This is a genomic window from uncultured Maricaulis sp. (genome assembly GCF_963975345.1).
Taxonomy (GTDB): domain Bacteria; phylum Pseudomonadota; class Alphaproteobacteria; order Caulobacterales; family Maricaulaceae; genus Maricaulis.
In genome coordinates this window covers 137,239-155,584 of the sequence record NZ_CAXBGE010000003.1, presented here as the reverse complement: position 1 = coordinate 155,584, position 18,346 = coordinate 137,239, and the positions used below count along the sequence as shown (strand labels likewise).

Below are 18,346 nucleotides of genomic sequence, written 5' to 3'. Positions count from 1 at the left end.
TCAGGCGGGCTCCAGTGTCGCGCCAAGCGCTCTCATATCGTCGGCAAAACCGGGATAGCTGGTCGCGATCATTGATGCATCGTCGATGGTCACCGGCTGCTGCGCCGCAAGCCCCAGCACCAGCGCGCTCATCGCCAAGCGGTGATCATGATGGGTCGCGACCGTCCCGCCGCCGCGCACCATGCCCGCGCCTTTGCCATAAACGGTCAGACTGTCTTCGCCCGCCTCGACACTGACGCCATTGCGGCTCAGCAGATCCGCGGTGCCGGCGAGCCGGTCGCTCTCCTTGGCCTTCAGCTCGGCCAGCCCGGCCATGCTGGTCGTTCCGCTGGCAAAAGCGGCCGCGACGCCGAGGACGGGATATTCGTCAATCATCGACGGCGCACGGCTAGCCGGCACATCGACGCCATGCAGCTGGGAATAGCGGGCGATGATATCCATCGTCCGTTCACCAGCCATTATTGGGCCTGGGGTAATCTCGAGATCGGCCCCCATCTCCTTGAGCGTTTCGATCAGGCCGGTGCGCGAGGGATTATCCATTACGCCGGTGATATGGACTTCCGAGCCGGGCAGGATGAGCGCCGCGACAAGGGCGAAGCTGATCGAGGACGGATCGCCCGGCACGGTGACGTCCTGCGCTTTCAGGCTTTGCTGACCGGGAAGCCGGATCTGCACGCCGTCATCGCCCTGCGTGACCTCCAGCTTGACGCCGAACGCCCGTAGCATCGTCTCGGTATGATCGCGCGTCGCATGACGCTCGGTGATGATGGTTTCGCCGCTTGCGCCGAGACCGGCCAACAACAGGGCCGACTTGACCTGGGCAGAAGCAATCGGAGGCGTGTAGGCGATGCCATGCAAGTCTGACGGCTCAAGCGTGACAGGCAGGCGGCCCTCGGTGCTGGAGAGGCGCGCGCCCATCGCTTCGAGCGGATCGGTGACGCGGCGCATCGGACGCGATGACAGGCTGGTATCCCCCGTAAACACGGCGCCAGCACCGCTGCCGGCGATGGCACCCATCATCAGGCGGACACCGGTGCCGGAATTGCCGAAATCGAGTGGCTCGCCCGGTGTCGCGAATCGTCCGCCCGTACCGGTCACGCGCCAACGGCCTGGGCCGAGCCGCTCGACCCGGGCTCCGAGCGCTGCAACTGCCTTGGCAGTGTTCAACACATCCCCGCTCTCGAGCAGACCTTCGATTTGACTTGCGCCTTGGGCCAGTGCTGCAAAGATCAAGGCGCGGTGTGAAATCGACTTGTCGGCAGGGGCGGCGAGCGTGCCGCGCAGCGGTCCACACGGGCGTGCCGAAAACGGGCCTTGCAATTGGGTGGCAAGCTGGGTCATCAACGAAAATTCAACGATTGAAGTGAGAAGACGGGGATGAGGTTTTGACAGAGCGTGATGATCGTGGCAACGGGTCGCGCCGAAAAACAAAACCGGTTGTGAAGGGATGTCATGGCCAAACTTGAACTGGGCTCCAAGCGCACTTGTCCCAAGTGCGCAGCCAAATTTTACGATCTGGGCCGACGCCCGGCGCGGTGTCCGAAGTGCGAGCACGAGTTCGACCCCGAACTGGTACGCGCGCCTTTGAAAACGGCTGCGCCCTTGCCCGATGATGATGACGAGTTGCCGGTCAAGGCCAAGCCCGTCGAGGCCGACGGATTCGAAGACGAAGTCGACGACACGCCAGAGGTTGGCGACGCCGGCGATGACATCGTGGTCGATGATGAGGATGACGACGATGAGGGCTCGGGCCTCAGCGACGATATTCCTGATGGTTTTGAGGAAGATGACGGCGAAGAGACGGTCGACGAGGACGATAATACGGTCCTGCTCGACGACGATGAAGACGATGATTTCGCCGAATTCACCAAGGGTGAAGACGAGGACCTTTGACCGCGCCAACGCGATGCTGCACAAGGTGCTGCGTTGAGGCTTGATCCGCGTGAAAAGCGGGACTAGTTTCCGCGCCTCTCGCCGCACCCCATCGCGGCGCAAGGATAGTGGGGGCCATAGCTCAGTTGGGAGAGCGCTTGCATGGCATGCAAGAGGTCGTCGGTTCGATTCCGTCTGGCTCCACCATTCTTCGCTCGCTGCGCGAGCTGCGGCCAGGCAGGCCCAACACTCATTCGAGCGAAGAATGTCCCGCCGTAGCCTTGGCGAAGGCGGACTGCACCGCCGGTTTTCCAGCTCTCACGACACCTCGCAGCGAAAAAAAGGCCCGCCGGATCACTGGCGGGTCTTTTTATTATGATTGCGGTCCTTCCGGGTCCGGTGGCAGGTCGCCCTCATCGCGCAGCCGGCGGCGCTGCTCCTCCAAGCTTTGTGGGTATTCGCCGACATCGCCATATTCAAGGAAGCCATCATAGCGCCTGTGCGTGCCGGCGAGCCGCTCGGCGTGCTTGATCGGGCACCAGTATTGTTCGGTCCGGGAGGCGATTTCGTGGACATAGGCGATCACGCCATTGGCGTAGGCGCAATAGAAGCAGTTCACCTTCTGGATCAGATTGAGATAGGGCAGCCTGTGGCGGTCGAACACGACATAGGCGCGCCGCTTGACCTGGTCGACGCCATACACCCGGAAACACACCGCCTGATACAGGCTCGCCACCACATCGAGGGCGAAGACCGGGATCGCGACGGCATAGATGAAGGGGGCTGTCAGGATCGTCAGCACGCCGCTATCGATCAGATAGTGGCGCAACCCGACCTTCAGTGCTGCCTGCCGTTCACGCGCCTCCCGGGTGATGAACAGGCGGCCCTGCTCGAGCTTGTAGCCATAACTGCGCCGCCGTTCGGCCAGCTGGATTTCCAGCTCGCCTTCCAGCGTCCGGACCTTCTCGAGCAGCTCATTGATCTGGGTTCTCATGTTTTGGCTCCTGCAGCGGGGGCTCTCCCCGCGTCCACCGTACACGAAATCCGCAGCTGCAGGGGCCGGCGTCAGGTCGTCGATGTCGGACGGGCAGGCTCCGCTCAGGCGGCGTCGGTGGCGGGCTCTCCGGCCAGGACAGCGTAGATGGCGGCGGCATCCGGTGCCGCACGCAAGCGGCGGCGCACATCGTCGCGTCGCAGCATGCGCGAGACCCGGGCCAGCGCTTTGAGGTGTTCGGCGCTGGCATCTTCTGGCGCCAGCAGCAGGAAAATCAGGTCGGTCGGTTGGCCATCGATCGATTCGAAATCAATCGGCGTGCGCAAGCGCATGAAGAAACCGGTGACTTCCTTGATCCCCGGCAAACGGGCATGCGGGATCGCGACGCCTTGGCCGACACCGGTCGAGCCAAGGCGTTCACGCTGCAGCACAGCTTCAAAAATCGTACGTGCGTTCAGACCCGTCGCGTTCGCGGCCGTCTCCGACATGGCCTGCAGGGCCTGTTTTCGACTGGATGCACCGAAATCGACGGTCGCGCCGCCGCTTGGGATCAAATCTTCTAATGCCATGTCAAAACAACTCTATTTTCGGCCTGAATTCCAAGCGTGTCAGGCCGGCGCTACGCGGGAGGGGTCAAGCCAACCGATATGGCCATCTGGACGCCGGTAGACAATGTTCAGCCCGCCATTAGCGGCATTTCGGAACATCAGGAAGGGCGAATCAGCAGCGTCGAGTTCCAGCGAAGCCATGCCAACCGTGAGCGTACGTACTTCGCCGGGGTGTTCGGCGATGACGATCGGCTCGGGGACATCGGACTGGCTTTCCTCGACTTGATCCTCGTCTTCTTCGGAATAGGTGTCGCGCATGCCCTTGAGCACGAAGATCGGCAGCGATTCGGCTGGAAGTTCCGACCGCTGGCCCTGGCGATGATTTTTGAGTTTGCGCTTGTAGCGGCGAAGCCGCTTTTCCAGCTTGATGACGGTTCCGTCGGCTGCCTTGTAGGCGTCATCGGCGCTGTCATGGGCCTGCAACATCATGCCCGAGGGCAGGTGCAGGGAGCAGTCGATGCGGAAGCCGTCACCTTCGCGCGCGATTGAGACATAGGCTTCGCCCGGACGGCTGAAATATTTCGAAACGCCGTCCTCGACCCGGTCGAGGATCTTGGCTCTCAGGCTATCGCTGACATCGATACCCTTGTTTGCGATTTGAATGTGCATGCGCTCCTTCCCGCTGGCCATACACCAGCTTGTGAGGCGTCAAAAACTGTTCCACCTCCCCCCGGATTGCGGGCGGACCCTAGGCGGGGGCTGTGGCGAGAGTCAATCGTATGCGATGGTTGCTTTCCAACCACATGGGGCGTGACAGAAGTATCACCTTCATGCGCTGACCGTCCCGTCTCTAGCTGGCACGTTTCAACATGCGGCGGCGCTGGACCGATGAGGGGATATTAAGCGCTTCACGGTATTTGGCCACAGTCCGGCGGGCGATTTCAATCCCCTCACCACGCAATAGTTCGACAAGCTTGTCGTCGGACAGCACATCGTCGGCGGTTTCCTGTTGGATCAGGAGCTTGATTTTGTGCCTGACAGCCTCTGCCGAGTGGGATTCGCCGCCGCCGGCCGAAGGGATGGAAGACGTGAAAAAATATTTCAATTCGAACATGCCGCGTGGCGTCGAGACGTATTTGTTAGAGGTCACCCGGCTGACGGTCGATTCGTGCATGCCAATGGCGTCGGCGACAGTTTTCAGATTCAACGGTCGCAGATAGGCCACACCATGCACGAGGAAGAGATCCTGCTGCCGCACGATTTCGCTCGAAACTTTCAGGATGGTGCGGGCGCGCTGATCGAGGCTTTTGACCAGCCAGCTGGCATTCTGGCTGCACTCGGTGATGAAGCTGCGCTCAGAATCATTGCGGGCTGCGGCGTTGATTTCATTGTAGTAGCGATTGTTGACCAGGACGCGCGGCAAGGTCTCGGTATTGAGCTCCACATGCCAGCCGCCATCGGGCGCTTGGCGGATATAGACGTCGGGCTCGACGGCTCGGGTCGATTCGATGCCGAAGGCGAGGCCCGGTTTGGGCGTCAGGGCCTTGATTTCATCGATCATGTCGTCGAGGTCTTCGCCATCGACGCCGCACAGGGCTTTTAGCGTGCCGTAATCATGCTTGGCCAAGCGTTCGAGATTGTCGAGCAGCGTCGCCATCGCCGGGTCGAGCCGGTCTTTTTCCTTCAATTGCAGCGCCAGGCACTCGGCCAGATCACGCGCCATGACGCCGGCGGGCTCAAATGTCTGAGTGAGGGCCAGCACGGCTTCGATCCGGGCCCGCTCCAGGCCCAGGCGCTCGGCGATCTCATCGAGATCGGCACGCAGATAGCCGTCCTCATCGCCCAGATCGATCAGATGGCCACCGATCAGGCGGTCGATCGGATCGGAGGTCGCGGTCGATAATTGTTCGTGCAGGTGTTCGGCCAGTGAGACATCGCGCGTGGAGTTGGCGATGGCATCGTATTCTTCGCCATTGAACGATCCGCCGGCGCTGCCGGTCGAGGACCAGGTGCTGGCGCCCATCCCAACCGAATCGCCGGCCTGCGCGGTTTCAACGCCCGACAGGTCGGATTTGGAATCCTCGCCATGCAGCATGTCAGAATCGGCATCGATCGCATCGGCGGCATCGCCGTTCGCGGCTGTGAATTCCAGCTCGCGCGGCTCGTTATCACTTTCCTGACGCGTTGATTCGGTGCTTTCGCCGCGGTCGTCGCGTTCAAGCAGGGGGTTCTGTTCAAGTTCGTGCTCGACGAACTCGGCCAGCTCGATATTCGAGAGCTGCAACAGTTTGATGGCTTGTTGTAGCTGGGGCGTCATCACCAGGGATTGACCCTGGCGCATCTCCAGCTTTTGCATCAGTCCGGCCATGAACGCCTCTGCGTGGTGGTTTACCGCAGAAGTTAATCAGGCAAAGCTTTCCCCGAGATAAACGCGGCGGACATCGGGATCGGCACGGATCTCTCCGGGCGAGCCTTCAAACAGCACTTCGCCCTCATGGATAATGGTCGCGCGGTCTGTAATCTCAAGGGTTTCCCGGACATTATGGTCGGTGATGAGAATGCCGATGCCCCGGTTTTTCAAAAACCGGATCAGGTCGCGAATATCGGCAATCGCCAACGGATCGATGCCGGCGAAGGGCTCGTCGAGCAGCATGAATGAGGGCCGTGTCGCCAGGGCCCGGGCGATCTCGACGCGGCGGCGCTCGCCGCCCGACAGCGAGGGTGCCGGCGCGTCGGCCAAGTGGGAAATCCGCAATTCCTCGAGCAATTGATCAACCAGCTCGTGGCGCTGCTTGCGGTTTTTCTCGACCACTTCGGCGACGGCGAGGATATTCTCGCGCACACTCATGCCCTGGAAGATGGATTTTTCCTGCGGCAGATATCCGATGCCGAGGCGCGCGCGCTGATACATCGGCAGCCGCGTGATATCTTCGCCATCGAGCAGGATACGGCCGTAATCGACCTCGACCAGGCCGGTGATCATGTAGAAACAGGTAGTCTTGCCAGCGCCATTCGGGCCAAGCAGGCCCGCCACTTCGCCGCGCTGCAGTGAGAGCGAGACGCCCTTGACGACAGATCGCTTGCGATAGGTCTTGCCGATCGCCTCAACCACCAGTCCCGTGCCAATGGCGGACGGGGCCGCTGCGAGGGTGTCGGTTATTGCCATGGTCAAATTACTCTCAATCGGAAGTCTAGCGGCCGCCGGCGCCGCCGCCATTGTCGGTGGGCGGGGTTTCGGAACCGCGTGGATAGATCACGGCCCGGACGGGCGTGCTATTGCCTTCCTCACCGAAGTTGGAATTGCCGGAGGTCAGGTTGGACACGAAGCGGGTCGTGGTAATGACGTTCTCGCCCTGTGTGATGACGACATCACCCGTCAGTGTTATCGTGTCGGAGCCCATTTCATAGACACCGCGATCGCCAGTGGCGTTCTGGAGCGGCGAGAAATAACGCACCTGACCGGTGGCAATGACACGTTCGATATCGCCTCGACCGCCATTCGCGGGCTGGGTCCAGACCAGTTCAACCCGGTCGGCCATGATGCGGCGATCACCTTGGGTGATATCAACATTTCCGCTCAGGATGGTGCGGCCCTCACTGTCGAGGTTTTCGATCCGCTCGGCGATGGTGTCGAGCGGTTGCGACGGATCACCGATCTGGGCGCTGGCTGTCGAAATCGGCGCCAACAGAAGGCAGGACAGGGCAGTCAGTGTGGCAAGCAGGCGGATCATTGATCCTCTCCATCGCTGGGGGCGGTTCGGTCTTGTACAATACGCGCGTGCACATTGCCTTCAAAAATAACGCGATTGCCGCCCTCATGAATTTCATAGCGGTCCGCGGAGATCGTTCCGACCGGTCCTGAGCCGGTCACAGGCGATTCGCCGGAGACGCGTTCCTCACGCAAAAAGATGCGAGCATGCTGGGAGGAGAAGCTGTAACCATTGTCGGTATTCAGGTTCACATCCGAAAAGAGGTCGAGAATTCGGGTCGCCGGGTCAAACGTCCCGGTCTGCGCCAGAACCTCGGATGCGTTGGTTCCGGTATTGAGGAAATCATAGTCCAGGCGTGGACGTTCCAGCTCGGTCAGCCCGCTGGAATCGTCGCGTCGGCGAACCGCGACGTCGGCGGTCAGCGCGTAGGGGGTGAGATGCTCGTCCCGGCCGGTAATGCGTGGATTGACCATGCGCACATCGGTGCTGACGGCCTCGGAAGGCGCTGGCGCCCCGCCGGCGGCGCCGAGGAAGAGCTGTACCGCCAGTAGCGCAATGATCGCGGCAATTGCGGTCAGGAAGATGAAGCGCAACAGGCGCACGAAAGCCGTCCGGCGGCGGGCAGCGCTGAGCGTCAAGGCGCGTCGCGGTTCCCATCTGCCATGCATTGTGGGCTGAAGCAGCTCCAGACCGGGGGTGGCACTCGTACTCATCGGCAGATTATCATCTCGCAATCGGCAGGCACAGCGATGCCGCGCAACAAAGACCAGCCTTTGCCGACCTTTTCAAGGCACCCCCGCTCAGGCGTGGGCGAAAATATCGGTGTCTGGCCAGCCGGCCAGGTCGAGTTTGGCGCGGGTTGGCAGAAAATCGAAACAGGCTTTCGCCAACTCCATCCGGCCTTCGCGTTCGAGCATCACGGTCAACCGCTCGCGCAATTGATGCAGGTGGAGCACGTCGGAGGCGGCATAGTCCAGCTGCGCTTTCGACAATTCGTCGGCGCCCCAATCCGAGCTTTGCTGCTGCTTGTTCATGTCGATGCCGATCAGCTCGCGCGTCACATCCTTCAGCCCGTGGCGGTCTGTATAGGTGCGGCACAGTTTCGAGGCGATTTTGGTGCAGAAGACTGGGGCCAGTGTGACGCCGAGGCTGCGCTCAACCATCGCGACATCGAAGCGGGCGAAGTGGAGGATTTTCTCGACGCCCGGATTGGCCAGCATGGCTTTCAGATTGGGGCAGTCATAATCGGCGCGGTTCAGCTGCACGACATGGGCATCGCCATCGCCGGAGGAGAGTTGCACGACGCAAAGCGGATCGCGTGTCAGCGACAGGCCCAGGGTCTCGGTGTCGATGGCCACCAGCGGGCCCAGATCGATATCGGCGGGCAAATCGCCGCGGTGGTAATGTACGGTCATCGGTCAATCCTGTTTTTCGGCCTGAAACTGTGGCCACACTCTCTGGCACGCGTCCTAACGCCCGGCGCGGCCGGGCGCAATGCGGCTGATCTTGTCTTCAAGGCTGCGCCGGTCATCGCGATTGAGGAATTGCGGCGTCTCGACCTCGGCTTGCGGGCCGGCAGCCTCAAGGGCATCGAAGAGTTCGGTTGCGGTTTGGCCATCGGCCGTTGCCAGCCAGTCTTGGCGGCGCGCCCGGATGGCATCGGCGCTGGTAGCCAGATTGTCCGGCTCAAGCCGAAGGCCTGATACGCCGTCTAGCTGGCCATCTTCGCCGCGCATCGTGTCGAGCATGGCTTGGCCGATATGCGGCAGATAATGCGAGGGTTCGTAGAAATTGACGTGAGCGATTGTCTGTTCAGGACCAGGCGCCGGCAGGGTCGCGAACTCACGAAAGCCGGAGAAATCCCACAACTGGGCGGCGCCGCCTTCGATACAGGCATTGTCGGTCGTCGCGGCCGCATGGCGGTCGAAAACTTGAGTCAGCGCTTGGCGCATCTGGAAATAGGTCTCGCTGCGGCCTGAGCGGAACATCGCTTCCTCGCGCCAGGCATGTAGCGGGTGAATGAAGCCGATTACCTGGATGCCGTTGGTCGTCAACGCGTCGAGTGCGTGTTCGAACAGGGCGACGCGGTCAGGGTCGAAATTATAGCCCAGATAGAAGCCGTAGATTCCGCGCACACCGCTTTCATAGCGCTCGCGCTGGGCCCCGGCCGGATAGGTGTCGGCCCAGGGCACGCGCGGCGAACCGCCGCCGAGATTGTCGGCCATCAGCTGCAGCGAGGCGGCGAATGTGTTGGGCGACAGCCCGACCCGGGTCAGCGAGAGCCAGCGATTGCCATCATTCAGCGCCGACAGCCAATAGGTCGCCTTGGCCTTGGAATGGGTGCCGAATTCGTCGAGATCGAGCCCGATCACGACGCAGCGCAATTGCGGGTTTCGTGCCGCCAGCACCATCGCTTGGGTCAGCTCGAAGATGTTGGTGCCGCGCATGCCGGCATTATAGATACCGCCCGGCCAGCCGGTGGGATCGTGCGCGAATCCGTCGACGGTTCGTGAGGAGCCGAGCAGGATTGAGGCGTCACCGCCGCGTGCCAGACGCTCGGCGACATGCACCCGGCCGCCATCCTCGAACAGCCGCGTATCGCGCGCCGTCAGGCCGGGAATGTCGGGTGCGCCGGTGACATCGAACGGATCGATCAGGGCGTTGAAGGCAGAAAAGCCCAGCAGCCCGGCGAACAGGGCAATCAGCAATGTTCTGGCGTAGTGCTTCATGCGGTCAGCCCCCAATTGCCGCGACGCTAGCGGCGCTCACCCGCCACCGCAAGGCGAGGCTGCACGCGGGCGGAGCGGCACCTCCTCACAGCTTGCTCGTGTTGCGGGGCCGATAGAAGACGGTCAATTCCTTGCCCGCGAGTGTGCCGGTGTGGCGGGGGCGATAGCCGAGCTTGCCAGCGAGATGGATCGAGGCGGTGTTGACGGGGTCGATGATGCAGCAGGTTTCCGGCCGGTCGAGCCGGGTATCGGCCCAGTCGAGCACGGCTCGCATCGCCTCGCTGGCCAAGCCGCGTCCATGCACCGCCGGGTCCAGGGCCCAGCCGCTCTCGGGCACCTCGCCCAGGGGCGGTGAGAGTTCGCGCTTCAGGTCCGCCAGTCCAGCCTCGCCGAGAAAGCGGCCATCGCTGCGGTCGGTGATCGCCCAATAGCCATAGCCCAACATCGCCCACATCCCGGCATAGCGCAGCAGGCGTTGCCAGACCTCGTTTTCGCTTGATGCGCGGCCGCCAATAAAGCGGATCACGCCAGGATCGGTCCATAGCGCCAGGCTGCCGGCAAAATCATGCCGGGTATGGCCGCGCAGAACGAGGCGTTCGGTGACCAGGGTCGGGATTGTCATGGCTTGGGGCAAGGACATGCCGGCTTCACCGCAAGGACGCGACGCGGGATCTGCGTCTCGCTCGCGAGCTAAACCCGGTGCTGGCCGTAGCGCAACTCGTCTCAGCGGGGAGCCTGCCGGTTTCGCGTCCGGCCTACACAAAACCCACCCGACCCGATCCAGGGCAGGCGATGGTGATCAGTCATGCAGGAGGTCCAATGGTGCCCGGAGAGGCGTCGACTTAGTCATATAGTCATTTGATTTAGCGGAGTAAAATATTTCAGCAAATTGGATATACCAACAAAAAGACCAACAATCTGTGCTGTCTAGGGAACATCTGTCAGCGCCCTTCGAAGGGGGCGGTCTCTCGTCCCAGCTATTGTAGCCGCTGACCGATTTGACGGCCACTGCCCGTATGGCACCAACGGCAGATTCGGTGGGGTTTGACAGGCCGCGGTCTTTGCGGGAGCTGCGAACGGTTACTCCCACAAAGACCTGACGTGCCATTGGCTAGGCTGGCGACCGATCCGGACCAGAACCCTGGCTATGCGGTGCGAACCACTTGTAGACCGCTGGCAGCACCAACAAGGTCAGCACTGTCGATGTCACCAAGCCGCCGATCACCACGGCAGCGAGGGGCCGTTGCACCTCTGAACCAATCCCGGACGCGAACATGAGTGGCATGAGCCCGAGGCCTGTCGTGGTCGCGGTCATCAGCACCGGTTGAACGCGGCGCACGGCGGCCTCGACCGAGAAGACATCAATGTCCAGTCGCTCCTTGGCGAGGCGGTCCAGGAATGAGACCAGAACCATGCCATTGCCGAGGGCGATGCCGAACAGGGCGATGAACCCGACCGTCGCCGGCACCGACAGATTCTGACCGGTCAGCCAGAGAGCTGCGATGCCGCCGACCAAGGCCAATGGCACGTTCGCCATGATCAGAAGCGCACTTTTCAACCGGCCAAAGCTGAACAGCAACAACAGGAAGACTACCCCGAGTGTGATCGGGATCACAACCGCGAACCGGGCGTTCGCTTGTTGTTGAAGCTCGAACTGTCCGCCCCACTCGATGAAGTATCCTGGCGGAAGCTCGATATTGGCAGCCACGGCTCGTTGGCCGTCTTCAACGAAGGACCCGATATCACGTTCACGCACATTGGTTTGCGTGGTGATGTAACGCTGGCCGTTCTCACGGGTGATCTGACGCGGCCCTTCGATCCGTTCGACTAACGCGACCCGGCTGAGCGGAATTGTCACATCGCCAGGGCCATTGAGAACGATCCGGCTGATCCGCTCTGCGCTCAATCGGTCTTCTTCGCGATATCGCACGATGATGTCGAAACGCCGCACGCCTTCAAACACCTGACCGGCTTGAGAGCCACCAATCGCTGTTCGCACAACGGCGAGCACATCCTCGACGTTCAGGCCAAATCGGCTGATTGCGTCGCGGTCTACCGAAATCCGCAACTGCGGGGCGCCGGTGACCTGGTCGGTTTGGACGTCAGCCGCGCCGGGGACATCGCGGATCACATTCGCAATCTGTGCCGCATACTGCTCCAGGACAGCCATATCCTCACCGAACAATTTGATCGCGAGGTCTGCCTTCGTGCCCGTCAACAACTCATCGGTTGCCGCAGCAATCGGTTGCGTGAAATTGAACCGGGCAGCAGGGAATGACTCAAAACTCTCACTCATCATCGCGAGCAATTCATCCTGGGATCGTGCCGAAACCCATTGGTCGCGAGGCGCCAGCGCCACGAAGGCTTCAGCGCTATTGACGGGGTCGGCATGAGCACCAACCTCGCCGCGGCCAATTCGGGTGACAATTCGCTCTACCTCCGGAAAGCTGGAGAGCAATTGTCGTTCGAACCGCGTGACCGTTTCTCGTGCCTCCGGCAACGAGATCGACGGCGCCATGGTGAGTCGAACCAGCAGGTCGCCCTCATTCATTCGCGGCGTAAACTCTGATCCCAATCGAGGGAAGATCGCCCCGCCCACGAGTAGCATGACACCCGCCAGCGTGAGCGCAGCCCATCGCTTGTGAACGAAAAACCGGATCAGTGGCGCAAAATAGCGGTCGTAGAAGTCAGGCCCGCCCGAACTCGCCGAGCTACGGCCCAATTTGAGCCCGGCCATCGAGGCAGCCGGGGCCAGCAGAACCGCAAAAACCAGCGAGCCCGCCATCGCGAAGACCACAGCGAAAGCCAGCGGCCTGAAGGTTTTTCCTTCCACGCCTTGCAGCGTCAAAATTGGCACAAACACGATCACGACGATCAGGATTGCAAAGATAAGCGGCTGAAGAACTTCAGCACACGCCTTGGCGATGAGTGTTCGTTTGTCGGCCTTGTCATCCGTTGAACTCAAGATACGGTTGACGTTTTCCACGATGACAACGGCACCATCCACCATCATCCCGATGGCGATTGCGATTCCACCCAGCGACATCAGGTTGGCAGAGACACCGAAGGCCTGCATGGCTAGAAGTGCAAAACCGACAGAGAATGGGATGGAAGCCACGACGATGAGACTTGGTCGCCATCCCCGCAGGAAGAAGAACAAGATCGCCGCGACGAGCAGTGCGCCTTGCCACAGCGCCGTGGTCACAGTCCCAACCGCAGCCTCGACGAGTTCCGACTGGTCGTAGTAGGGAACGGCCGTGACGCCGGGCGGCAGCGATTCATTGATACGCTCCAGCCGTTCATGCACGCTCGCGATCACCTCATTGGTGTTTGCCCCGAGTAGTTTGAGCACGAGCCCGGCGACCACTTCGCCTTGCCCGTTCATCGTTGCCATGCCCTGCCGGGGAGCTCCACCAAGTTCAATGGATGCGATGTCCCTCACGCGGACCGGAACGCCATCTTCAACCTTGACGATGATCTCGGACAAATCATGAATGCCCTGTGCCAGGCCCACCGCCCGGACAGTGTATTGCTCGCCATTCTCGACGAGGAATTGGGCGCCGGCATTGGCATTATTGTTCTCAACGGCAGTGACGATCTCTTCAATCGCAAGACCATATCTCAGCAGGGCCTCTGGCCTGACGTTGATCTGGTATTGCTGCTCGAAGCCGCCAAGGGACAAAACTTCGGTCACACCGCGTACGGTCTGAAGGTTGAGCTTGATTTGCCAGTCTTGCAGGGTTCTTAGCTGTATCCCGTCAAGCGTCTCATCGTCGGTTTCCAGGAAGTAGAAGAGAATTTGACCGAGCCCGGTCGTAATCGGGCCCATGCCTGGATCGCCGAAGCCTTGCGGTATCTCTTCACGCGCTTGTTGCAGGCGTTCTCCTACCAGCTGGCGCGCCCAGTAGATATCGGCCCCGTCTTCAAAATAGATATTGACCACCGACAGTCCGAAATTCGAGGTCGAGCGAACTTCGCGTAGACGAGGCAGGCCGTTCATTGATGTTTCGATGGGAAAGGTGACGTATCGCTCGACCTCTTCAGGCGCGAGGCCCTCGGTTTCGGTAAACACTTGAACAAGCGTCGGCGTCACATCGGGAAAGGCATCGACGGGCATCGACCGAAAGGTAATGATGCCGCCGATCAGGACGAGTGCAAATGCAAGCGCCGCAAGAAGCCGTCCGCCCGCAATGCGATGCAGGAGGGTCGTCAAGCCGCTGACAGGTTGGGTTTCTTTAGTGTGCGTGTCCATCGTCGAACTCCCCTTTCTGCAATTCTGCTTTCAACGAAAATGTTCCTGTGATGGCGATCAGTTCGCCGCGCGAAACACCCGACAGAATTTCCGCAAACTGTTCGGAGCGGCGGCCAAGCTGAACGCTTCTGACCTCAAAGCCGTCATCACTGCGGACGAAAACCACGGATTCGCCGTCTATGGTCTGCAGGGCCGAAACCGGCACCCGGACCACCGCAACAGCATCCGAAGCCGCTGCGAGCACAGTCACGAACATGCCCGGGCGAAGCCGGTCGCCGGGGTTGTCGATTACGACGCGGGCTCTGCCGGTTCGCGTTCGCTCGCCGATTTGTGGGCTCACGAAATCGATGGTGGATTCAATCGGGGCCACGCCATCACCTGGATCAATCGAAACCGCAGCACCGGCCCGTAAACGTCCTAAATCCCCACCGTAGATGGCTGCATCAACCCAGACCGAGCTGGTATTCGCGATGATGAAAGCAGGCGGTTGGCCGCCTTCTTCCAGCACTTCGCCAAGCACGGCATGCCGCTCAATGATGGTCCCGGCGATGGGCGCCGCCAGTTCGTATCGAGTCAGCGACAGGTTTGTCGTGGCGTTGACCCGGGGAAGAGTGCTCGCGTCTACCCCAAGGGCATCAAGCTGCTGGCCAGCGCTTCTGACAACGATTCGCGCCTCCTCCAGCGCTTGCCGGGCGTTGAGAAAATCCTGCTCTGCGGAGATTTGCCGTTCCCACAATCGCTCCTCACGTTGATAGGAGCTTTCCGCGAGTTCCAATCTTGCCCGTGCGGACAGGAATGCGGCTTTTGCGTCAGCGAGCGGTCGACTGTTCAGAATCGCGAGAATGTCGCCGGCTTCGACCCGGTCGCCCTCTGCAACACTGACGCTTTGAACCACACCGGAAACCCGGGGCGACACGTGGGCCAGATGGTTTTGGTCGAACCCGACTTCACCAGGCAGTTCCAAAACGCCATCGACGGCACCAGTTGTGACCGCTTCAACCGTAATGCCCAGGGCACTGAATTGATCTTCGCCGAGATGGACCTCAGGGTTTGCGCCACGGCCGCCCGGCTCCTCATGGCTGTCTTCAAGGTTGCCCTCATGTTGGGCGCCATCAGTGTCTGAGTGTGGCGCGGCACCGATTGAGTGCTGATCTCTGTCTTGATTGCCCGGTGAGCACGCGGCCAAAGCAAGCATGCTGACCGTTACCGCTAGAAGATTGGTTTTGAACAGTGTCATTGTGCTGCCTCCGTGGAGTTTGGCGCGGCCAATTGGTTGAGTTGCGGCGTTCCGGCGAGAGCATCCAGTTCGATGGCGGCACTCGCGAGTTCGGCGCGTGCGGAAATCAGATTGATGCGTGCGTCAAAATAGGATCGCTGGATATCGAGTAAATTGAGCACATCAAGCGCCCCTTCCCGGTAGGCAAATTGAGCGCCGTCCAGGGCTGTTTGGGTGGCGGGCAGGATGTTCTCGTCGAGCAGGGAGAATGTGGTTCGTGCCCGTTCCAGTCGCCCCGCTGCAGCGGCGAACCGGGCCATCAGCGTGCGGCGAGCAGCGTCTTCGTCAAAACGGGCACCGTTCTCACGCGATGCCGCCGCGGCAATGCCGCCCTGATTGCGATTGAGCACCGGGATCGGCATTTCCACCGTCGCGATGAAGGCAGATTCGTCAGTCCCACCATAACGACGCCAGCCAGCGCCAATGGTTAGATCGGGAATGGCTTCCGCCCGTTCTCGTCGAATTTCCTGGCTTCGAGCGAGGGTCACCGCCCGCAGGCCTACAAGCTCCGGATTATTGGAAATCCAGTCGGCCGGCGCTGCCGTGCGATAATTGATCACATCGAGCGATTGCAATGGCGATCCAAGAGCGACGTCGACCTCGTCGCCAGACCAGATCGCGTAGAGACGGTTGCGAGCCTGCCGTTGGGCGGTCTCTGCGTCCTGGGCGGCAATTGTCGCCAGGCCAACGAGTATTTCCGCCCTGCTGCGCTCGATTGGTGATGCCCGCCCGGCCTCGACACGGGCAAGAATCGCGCTTGAAGAATTATTGGCGAGTTCCAGTAATTCCTGGCGAACAGCCAAGGTTTCTGATGCGGCGAACGTCGCAATATAGGCCTGTGCGGTGCTGGCCAGAAGGTCACTACGCGTTTGAGCAAGATTGGCTCGGGCCGCTTGAGCCCAGGCCGTGGCAACGTCGCGGGCACGCGCCCGGTCTCCGCCTACGGGGATTGTCTGTCTGACCGAAAGCGTCGTGTCGGCATCACCGATGGCCCTTCGATCACCGCCGAAATCTTCGAAGTCCGCACCAACTGTCGGATTGTCCCACAGGCCGGCCTGTCGGGATTCGGCTTCAATCGCACTGAGTTCGGCGTTCGCGGCCTCGATTGTCGGGTTGTTGTCCAACGCGAGCTGCAGTGCTTGAGATAGGTTCATATGCGTTGCTGTAGCGTCCTGCGCTCCAGCAGATTCTATGGAGATCGCGGCCAGCATAATCGCAGCCACGGCGCTCCGACCCAGCCAAATTGGCCAGGCGTCACTGATTGGATTCATGAAATTGGATTCCGATTGTTGGTTTCAGTTGGACGGGTTGTTCAGACTGAAATTCAAATCGGCGGCTGGTAGGGCGGTTCGGTCGCGGATGGGGGGGCACGGTCAGAATAGGCCGGATGGGCACCCAAGTGACGTTCGACTGGAGGCGTAATCGCTCCAAGGCGAAGATCAACGGCATGGTGGCAGGCGCCGCAGGCATGGAGGGCATGCTGACCATGGTCGGATTGCGGCTCATCGTCCCTGTCGAGGGAAACGATTTCATGGTGGTCCAGATTTGGCGTCGCGGCCACACCAGCTTCACTCGCGAATGCCACGAGAAAGAGTGCCGCTATGATTGCCCGAAGATAGACCATATCCGCAGTTACAATGTCCCGTGTTGCGATACAAGCGCTGCGCCGGTTATGACGAAAATGACATATGGGGTGTCACTCGTGGCAGCTTAGTCGCGCGAGTGCGTCGCGAAGCGACCGGGCTAGGTCGGCGTCCGACGACGCAGCGCTCTTGGAGTCAGGCCTGCCAAGCTGCCTCAATATCTCCGCCTGCCGATGACTCGACACACTTCCATAGCTGGTGAACGTGGTCAGTACGTGCTCATGGCCGAGATTCTGGCTCCAGGCCTTGAAAGCCTCGGGCGTGGTGCAGATCGTTTCGCCGAGCCGGGCCAGTGTCTTGCGGAATGAGTGCGGGTTGAAGTAGGGCAGGCCAGCCGCTTCGAAGGTCGTCTTGAAGATGCGGCGAATCGGGTCGGCATTTGACCAGGCCTTGTGGTCGAGGCCGAGGGCGGCGAAGCGCTTGTTCGCGTCCTGGCCAACTTTTGTCGCGGGAAACAGGGGATCGTCGGCACCGAACAGGCAGTCGGTCCTCAGGTGCTCGATCCACTCGACGACAATCGCTTCGATTTCAGGCCCTACCGGGAAAAACCATGAGGGGAAGGTCTTGCGGTTTTTGGTGCGCACGGTGCGGGCGTCCTGAAACACCTTGCGGCCTTCAAGATCGATATCGCGGATCGCGAGCGAAGCAATGGCATCATCGCGCGCGCCGGTCAGGATGGCAAAGGCGATCAGCGCCCGGTCGCGCTTTTGCAGCGTGGTCTCGTGCGGCATTTGCGCAAGCACGTGCTTGATCTGCGCCAGGTCGGGCGCGGGCCTTTCCCGCTTCGCCGTCGCGATCCGGCTGTCATTGGCGGAGGGGTTGAAGTAATCGCTGTCGGCATAGCGGATTTTCGACTTGTAACCCGGCTCACCAGCCAGCCAGTTGAAGAAGGCCTTCACCGCCATCAGCCGGGAATGGATCGTCGCCCTGGCCAGCGGCTTGTCTGTCTTCTCGTGTTTGGCGTCGTCAAGTTCGCGCTTGAAGCGCCGCGCCTGTTCGATGTGGAAGGCGGCAAAATCCTTATGTCCGGTCGACGCCTCGAACAGCGAGAGGGCGGCGGCAGCCTGGTCGACGCTGCTCGATGCCATGCGCTTGGCTTCCTCCAGATAGGCGAAGTAGCGGTGCTTGGTGCGTTCGTTCTTGGCATGGTGCTTAGGCATGGGTTTCTGGCTCCTGGGGATTGTGTGCATTTGAACAGGGTGGGTGGCTCTTGCTTATGTGTCCGTCCGCCTGCACGGCGCCGACCGTCAAAATCCGCCGTATGCGCTCCAGACCATCCGCCGAGACGCGCTTGTTCATGGTCGCCGAGCACTCGCTGCACA

Annotated in this window: 17 protein-coding genes and 1 tRNA gene; 3 read left to right on the top strand and 15 right to left on the bottom strand. The window is 61.0% G+C overall.

Annotation, left to right across the window (positions count from 1 at the left end):
- On the bottom strand, window positions 1-1,341 hold the full coding sequence (gene aroA, locus AAC029_RS04030) for a 3-phosphoshikimate 1-carboxyvinyltransferase (RefSeq protein WP_339744219.1): 1,341 nt from the start codon (window positions 1,339-1,341) through the stop codon (window positions 1-3).
- A 111-nt stretch (window positions 1,342-1,452) separates the two neighbouring features.
- Between aroA and AAC029_RS04025 the strand changes: the two genes are divergently transcribed.
- Together AAC029_RS04025 and AAC029_RS04020 are read left to right on the top strand one after the other, a co-directional pair.
- Window positions 1,453-1,893: a TIGR02300 family protein gene (locus tag AAC029_RS04025; protein ID WP_339744217.1), complete on the top strand. Its 441-nt coding sequence runs from the start codon at window positions 1,453-1,455 to the stop codon at window positions 1,891-1,893.
- A gap of 110 nt (window positions 1,894-2,003) precedes the next feature.
- Window positions 2,004-2,079 (top strand) — tRNA-Ala (locus AAC029_RS04020).
- Window positions 2,080-2,245: 166 nt separating this feature from the next.
- On the opposite strand, the gene AAC029_RS04015 is transcribed toward AAC029_RS04020, so the two are convergent.
- From AAC029_RS04015 to AAC029_RS03955, 13 genes are all read right to left on the bottom strand, one after another.
- Entirely contained in the window at window positions 2,246-2,866 is a 621-nt protein-coding gene (locus AAC029_RS04015; protein WP_339744214.1) for a hypothetical protein, read from the bottom strand.
- 104 nt (window positions 2,867-2,970) lie between these two features.
- Window positions 2,971-3,435, bottom strand: a complete 465-nt coding sequence (ptsN, locus tag AAC029_RS04010; RefSeq protein WP_339744212.1) for a PTS IIA-like nitrogen regulatory protein PtsN — start codon at window positions 3,433-3,435, stop codon at window positions 2,971-2,973.
- A 39-nt stretch (window positions 3,436-3,474) separates the two neighbouring features.
- The gene (gene raiA, locus AAC029_RS04005; protein ID WP_339744210.1) at window positions 3,475-4,083 is read right to left on the bottom strand and encodes a ribosome-associated translation inhibitor RaiA; all 609 of its coding nucleotides are present in this window, start codon (window positions 4,081-4,083) and stop codon (window positions 3,475-3,477) included.
- A 181-nt stretch (window positions 4,084-4,264) separates the two neighbouring features.
- Entirely contained in the window at window positions 4,265-5,782 is a 1,518-nt protein-coding gene (gene rpoN / locus AAC029_RS04000) for an RNA polymerase factor sigma-54 (RefSeq protein ID WP_339744208.1), read from the bottom strand.
- A 36-nt stretch (window positions 5,783-5,818) separates the two neighbouring features.
- Window positions 5,819-6,580, bottom strand: a complete 762-nt coding sequence (gene lptB / locus AAC029_RS03995; protein ID WP_339744206.1) for an LPS export ABC transporter ATP-binding protein — start codon at window positions 6,578-6,580, stop codon at window positions 5,819-5,821.
- A gap of 25 nt (window positions 6,581-6,605) precedes the next feature.
- On the bottom strand, window positions 6,606-7,145 hold the full coding sequence (locus tag AAC029_RS03990; protein ID WP_339744204.1) for an LptA/OstA family protein: 540 nt from the start codon (window positions 7,143-7,145) through the stop codon (window positions 6,606-6,608).
- Window positions 7,142-7,837 carry an LPS export ABC transporter periplasmic protein LptC gene (gene lptC, locus AAC029_RS03985; RefSeq protein WP_339744202.1) on the bottom strand — a complete coding sequence of 232 codons (696 nt, stop codon included), beginning with the start codon at window positions 7,835-7,837 and terminating at the stop codon, window positions 7,142-7,144. The genes AAC029_RS03990 and lptC overlap by 4 nt, the downstream gene beginning before the upstream one ends.
- Before the next feature lie 87 nt (window positions 7,838-7,924).
- Complete coding sequence (locus tag AAC029_RS03980) at window positions 7,925-8,539, bottom strand: ribonuclease D (RefSeq protein ID WP_339744200.1); 615 nt, start codon at window positions 8,537-8,539, stop codon at window positions 7,925-7,927.
- Window positions 8,540-8,593: 54 nt separating this feature from the next.
- Window positions 8,594-9,853, bottom strand: a complete 1,260-nt coding sequence (locus AAC029_RS03975) for a hypothetical protein (protein ID WP_339744198.1) — start codon at window positions 9,851-9,853, stop codon at window positions 8,594-8,596.
- An 85-nt stretch (window positions 9,854-9,938) separates the two neighbouring features.
- Window positions 9,939-10,493 carry a GNAT family N-acetyltransferase gene (locus AAC029_RS03970; RefSeq protein ID WP_339744196.1) on the bottom strand — a complete coding sequence of 185 codons (555 nt, stop codon included), beginning with the start codon at window positions 10,491-10,493 and terminating at the stop codon, window positions 9,939-9,941.
- Window positions 10,494-10,964: 471 nt separating this feature from the next.
- Window positions 10,965-14,105 carry a CusA/CzcA family heavy metal efflux RND transporter gene (locus tag AAC029_RS03965; protein WP_339744194.1) on the bottom strand — a complete coding sequence of 1,047 codons (3,141 nt, stop codon included), beginning with the start codon at window positions 14,103-14,105 and terminating at the stop codon, window positions 10,965-10,967.
- On the bottom strand, window positions 14,089-15,342 hold the full coding sequence (locus AAC029_RS03960; protein ID WP_339744192.1) for an efflux RND transporter periplasmic adaptor subunit: 1,254 nt from the start codon (window positions 15,340-15,342) through the stop codon (window positions 14,089-14,091). Before AAC029_RS03960 ends, AAC029_RS03965 begins: the two co-directional genes overlap by 17 nt.
- A complete protein-coding gene (locus AAC029_RS03955) occupies window positions 15,339-16,535 on the bottom strand; it encodes a TolC family protein (protein WP_339744190.1) in 1,197 nt (398 codons plus the stop codon). The genes AAC029_RS03960 and AAC029_RS03955 overlap by 4 nt, the downstream gene beginning before the upstream one ends.
- Before the next feature lie 233 nt (window positions 16,536-16,768).
- Here AAC029_RS03955 and AAC029_RS03950 point away from each other — a divergent pair, with 233 nt between their 5' ends.
- The gene (locus AAC029_RS03950) at window positions 16,769-17,095 is read left to right on the top strand and encodes a hypothetical protein (RefSeq protein ID WP_339744188.1); all 327 of its coding nucleotides are present in this window, start codon (window positions 16,769-16,771) and stop codon (window positions 17,093-17,095) included.
- Here AAC029_RS03950 and AAC029_RS03945 read toward each other — a convergent pair.
- Window positions 17,078-18,184 carry a tyrosine-type recombinase/integrase gene (locus AAC029_RS03945; RefSeq protein ID WP_339744186.1) on the bottom strand — a complete coding sequence of 369 codons (1,107 nt, stop codon included), beginning with the start codon at window positions 18,182-18,184 and terminating at the stop codon, window positions 17,078-17,080. The two genes, AAC029_RS03950 and AAC029_RS03945, sit on opposite strands and share 18 nt — an antisense overlap.
- Window positions 18,185-18,346 lie beyond the last annotated feature (162 nt).

Bases quoted from the DNA above. Each gene is read 5' to 3' on its own strand.
- AAC029_RS04025 (WP_339744217.1), top strand. From the start codon at position 1,453: ATGGCCAAACTTGAACTGGGCTCCAAGCGCACTTGTCCCAAGTGCGCA.
- AAC029_RS03950 (WP_339744188.1), top strand. From the start codon at position 16,769: ATGGGCACCCAAGTGACGTTCGACTGGAGGCGTAATCGCTCCAAGGCG.
- AAC029_RS03990 (WP_339744204.1), bottom strand. From the start codon at position 7,145: ATGATCCGCCTGCTTGCCACACTGACTGCCCTGTCCTGCCTTCTGTTG.
- ptsN (WP_339744212.1), bottom strand. From the start codon at position 3,435: ATGGCATTAGAAGATTTGATCCCAAGCGGCGGCGCGACCGTCGATTTC.
- AAC029_RS04015 (WP_339744214.1), bottom strand. From the start codon at position 2,866: ATGAGAACCCAGATCAATGAGCTGCTCGAGAAGGTCCGGACGCTGGAA.
- lptC (WP_339744202.1), bottom strand. From the start codon at position 7,837: ATGAGTACGAGTGCCACCCCCGGTCTGGAGCTGCTTCAGCCCACAATG.
- AAC029_RS03960 (WP_339744192.1), bottom strand. From the start codon at position 15,342: ATGACACTGTTCAAAACCAATCTTCTAGCGGTAACGGTCAGCATGCTT.
- AAC029_RS03955 (WP_339744190.1), bottom strand. From the start codon at position 16,535: ATGAACCTATCTCAAGCACTGCAGCTCGCGTTGGACAACAACCCGACA.
- AAC029_RS03945 (WP_339744186.1), bottom strand. From the start codon at position 18,184: ATGCCTAAGCACCATGCCAAGAACGAACGCACCAAGCACCGCTACTTC.
- raiA (WP_339744210.1), bottom strand. From the start codon at position 4,083: ATGCACATTCAAATCGCAAACAAGGGTATCGATGTCAGCGATAGCCTG.
- AAC029_RS03970 (WP_339744196.1), bottom strand. From the start codon at position 10,493: ATGTCCTTGCCCCAAGCCATGACAATCCCGACCCTGGTCACCGAACGC.
- AAC029_RS03980 (WP_339744200.1), bottom strand. From the start codon at position 8,539: ATGACCGTACATTACCACCGCGGCGATTTGCCCGCCGATATCGATCTG.
- AAC029_RS03975 (WP_339744198.1), bottom strand. From the start codon at position 9,853: ATGAAGCACTACGCCAGAACATTGCTGATTGCCCTGTTCGCCGGGCTG.
- aroA (WP_339744219.1), bottom strand. From the start codon at position 1,341: ATGACCCAGCTTGCCACCCAATTGCAAGGCCCGTTTTCGGCACGCCCG.
- rpoN (WP_339744208.1), bottom strand. From the start codon at position 5,782: ATGGCCGGACTGATGCAAAAGCTGGAGATGCGCCAGGGTCAATCCCTG.
- AAC029_RS03965 (WP_339744194.1), bottom strand. From the start codon at position 14,105: ATGGACACGCACACTAAAGAAACCCAACCTGTCAGCGGCTTGACGACC.
- lptB (WP_339744206.1), bottom strand. From the start codon at position 6,580: ATGGCAATAACCGACACCCTCGCAGCGGCCCCGTCCGCCATTGGCACG.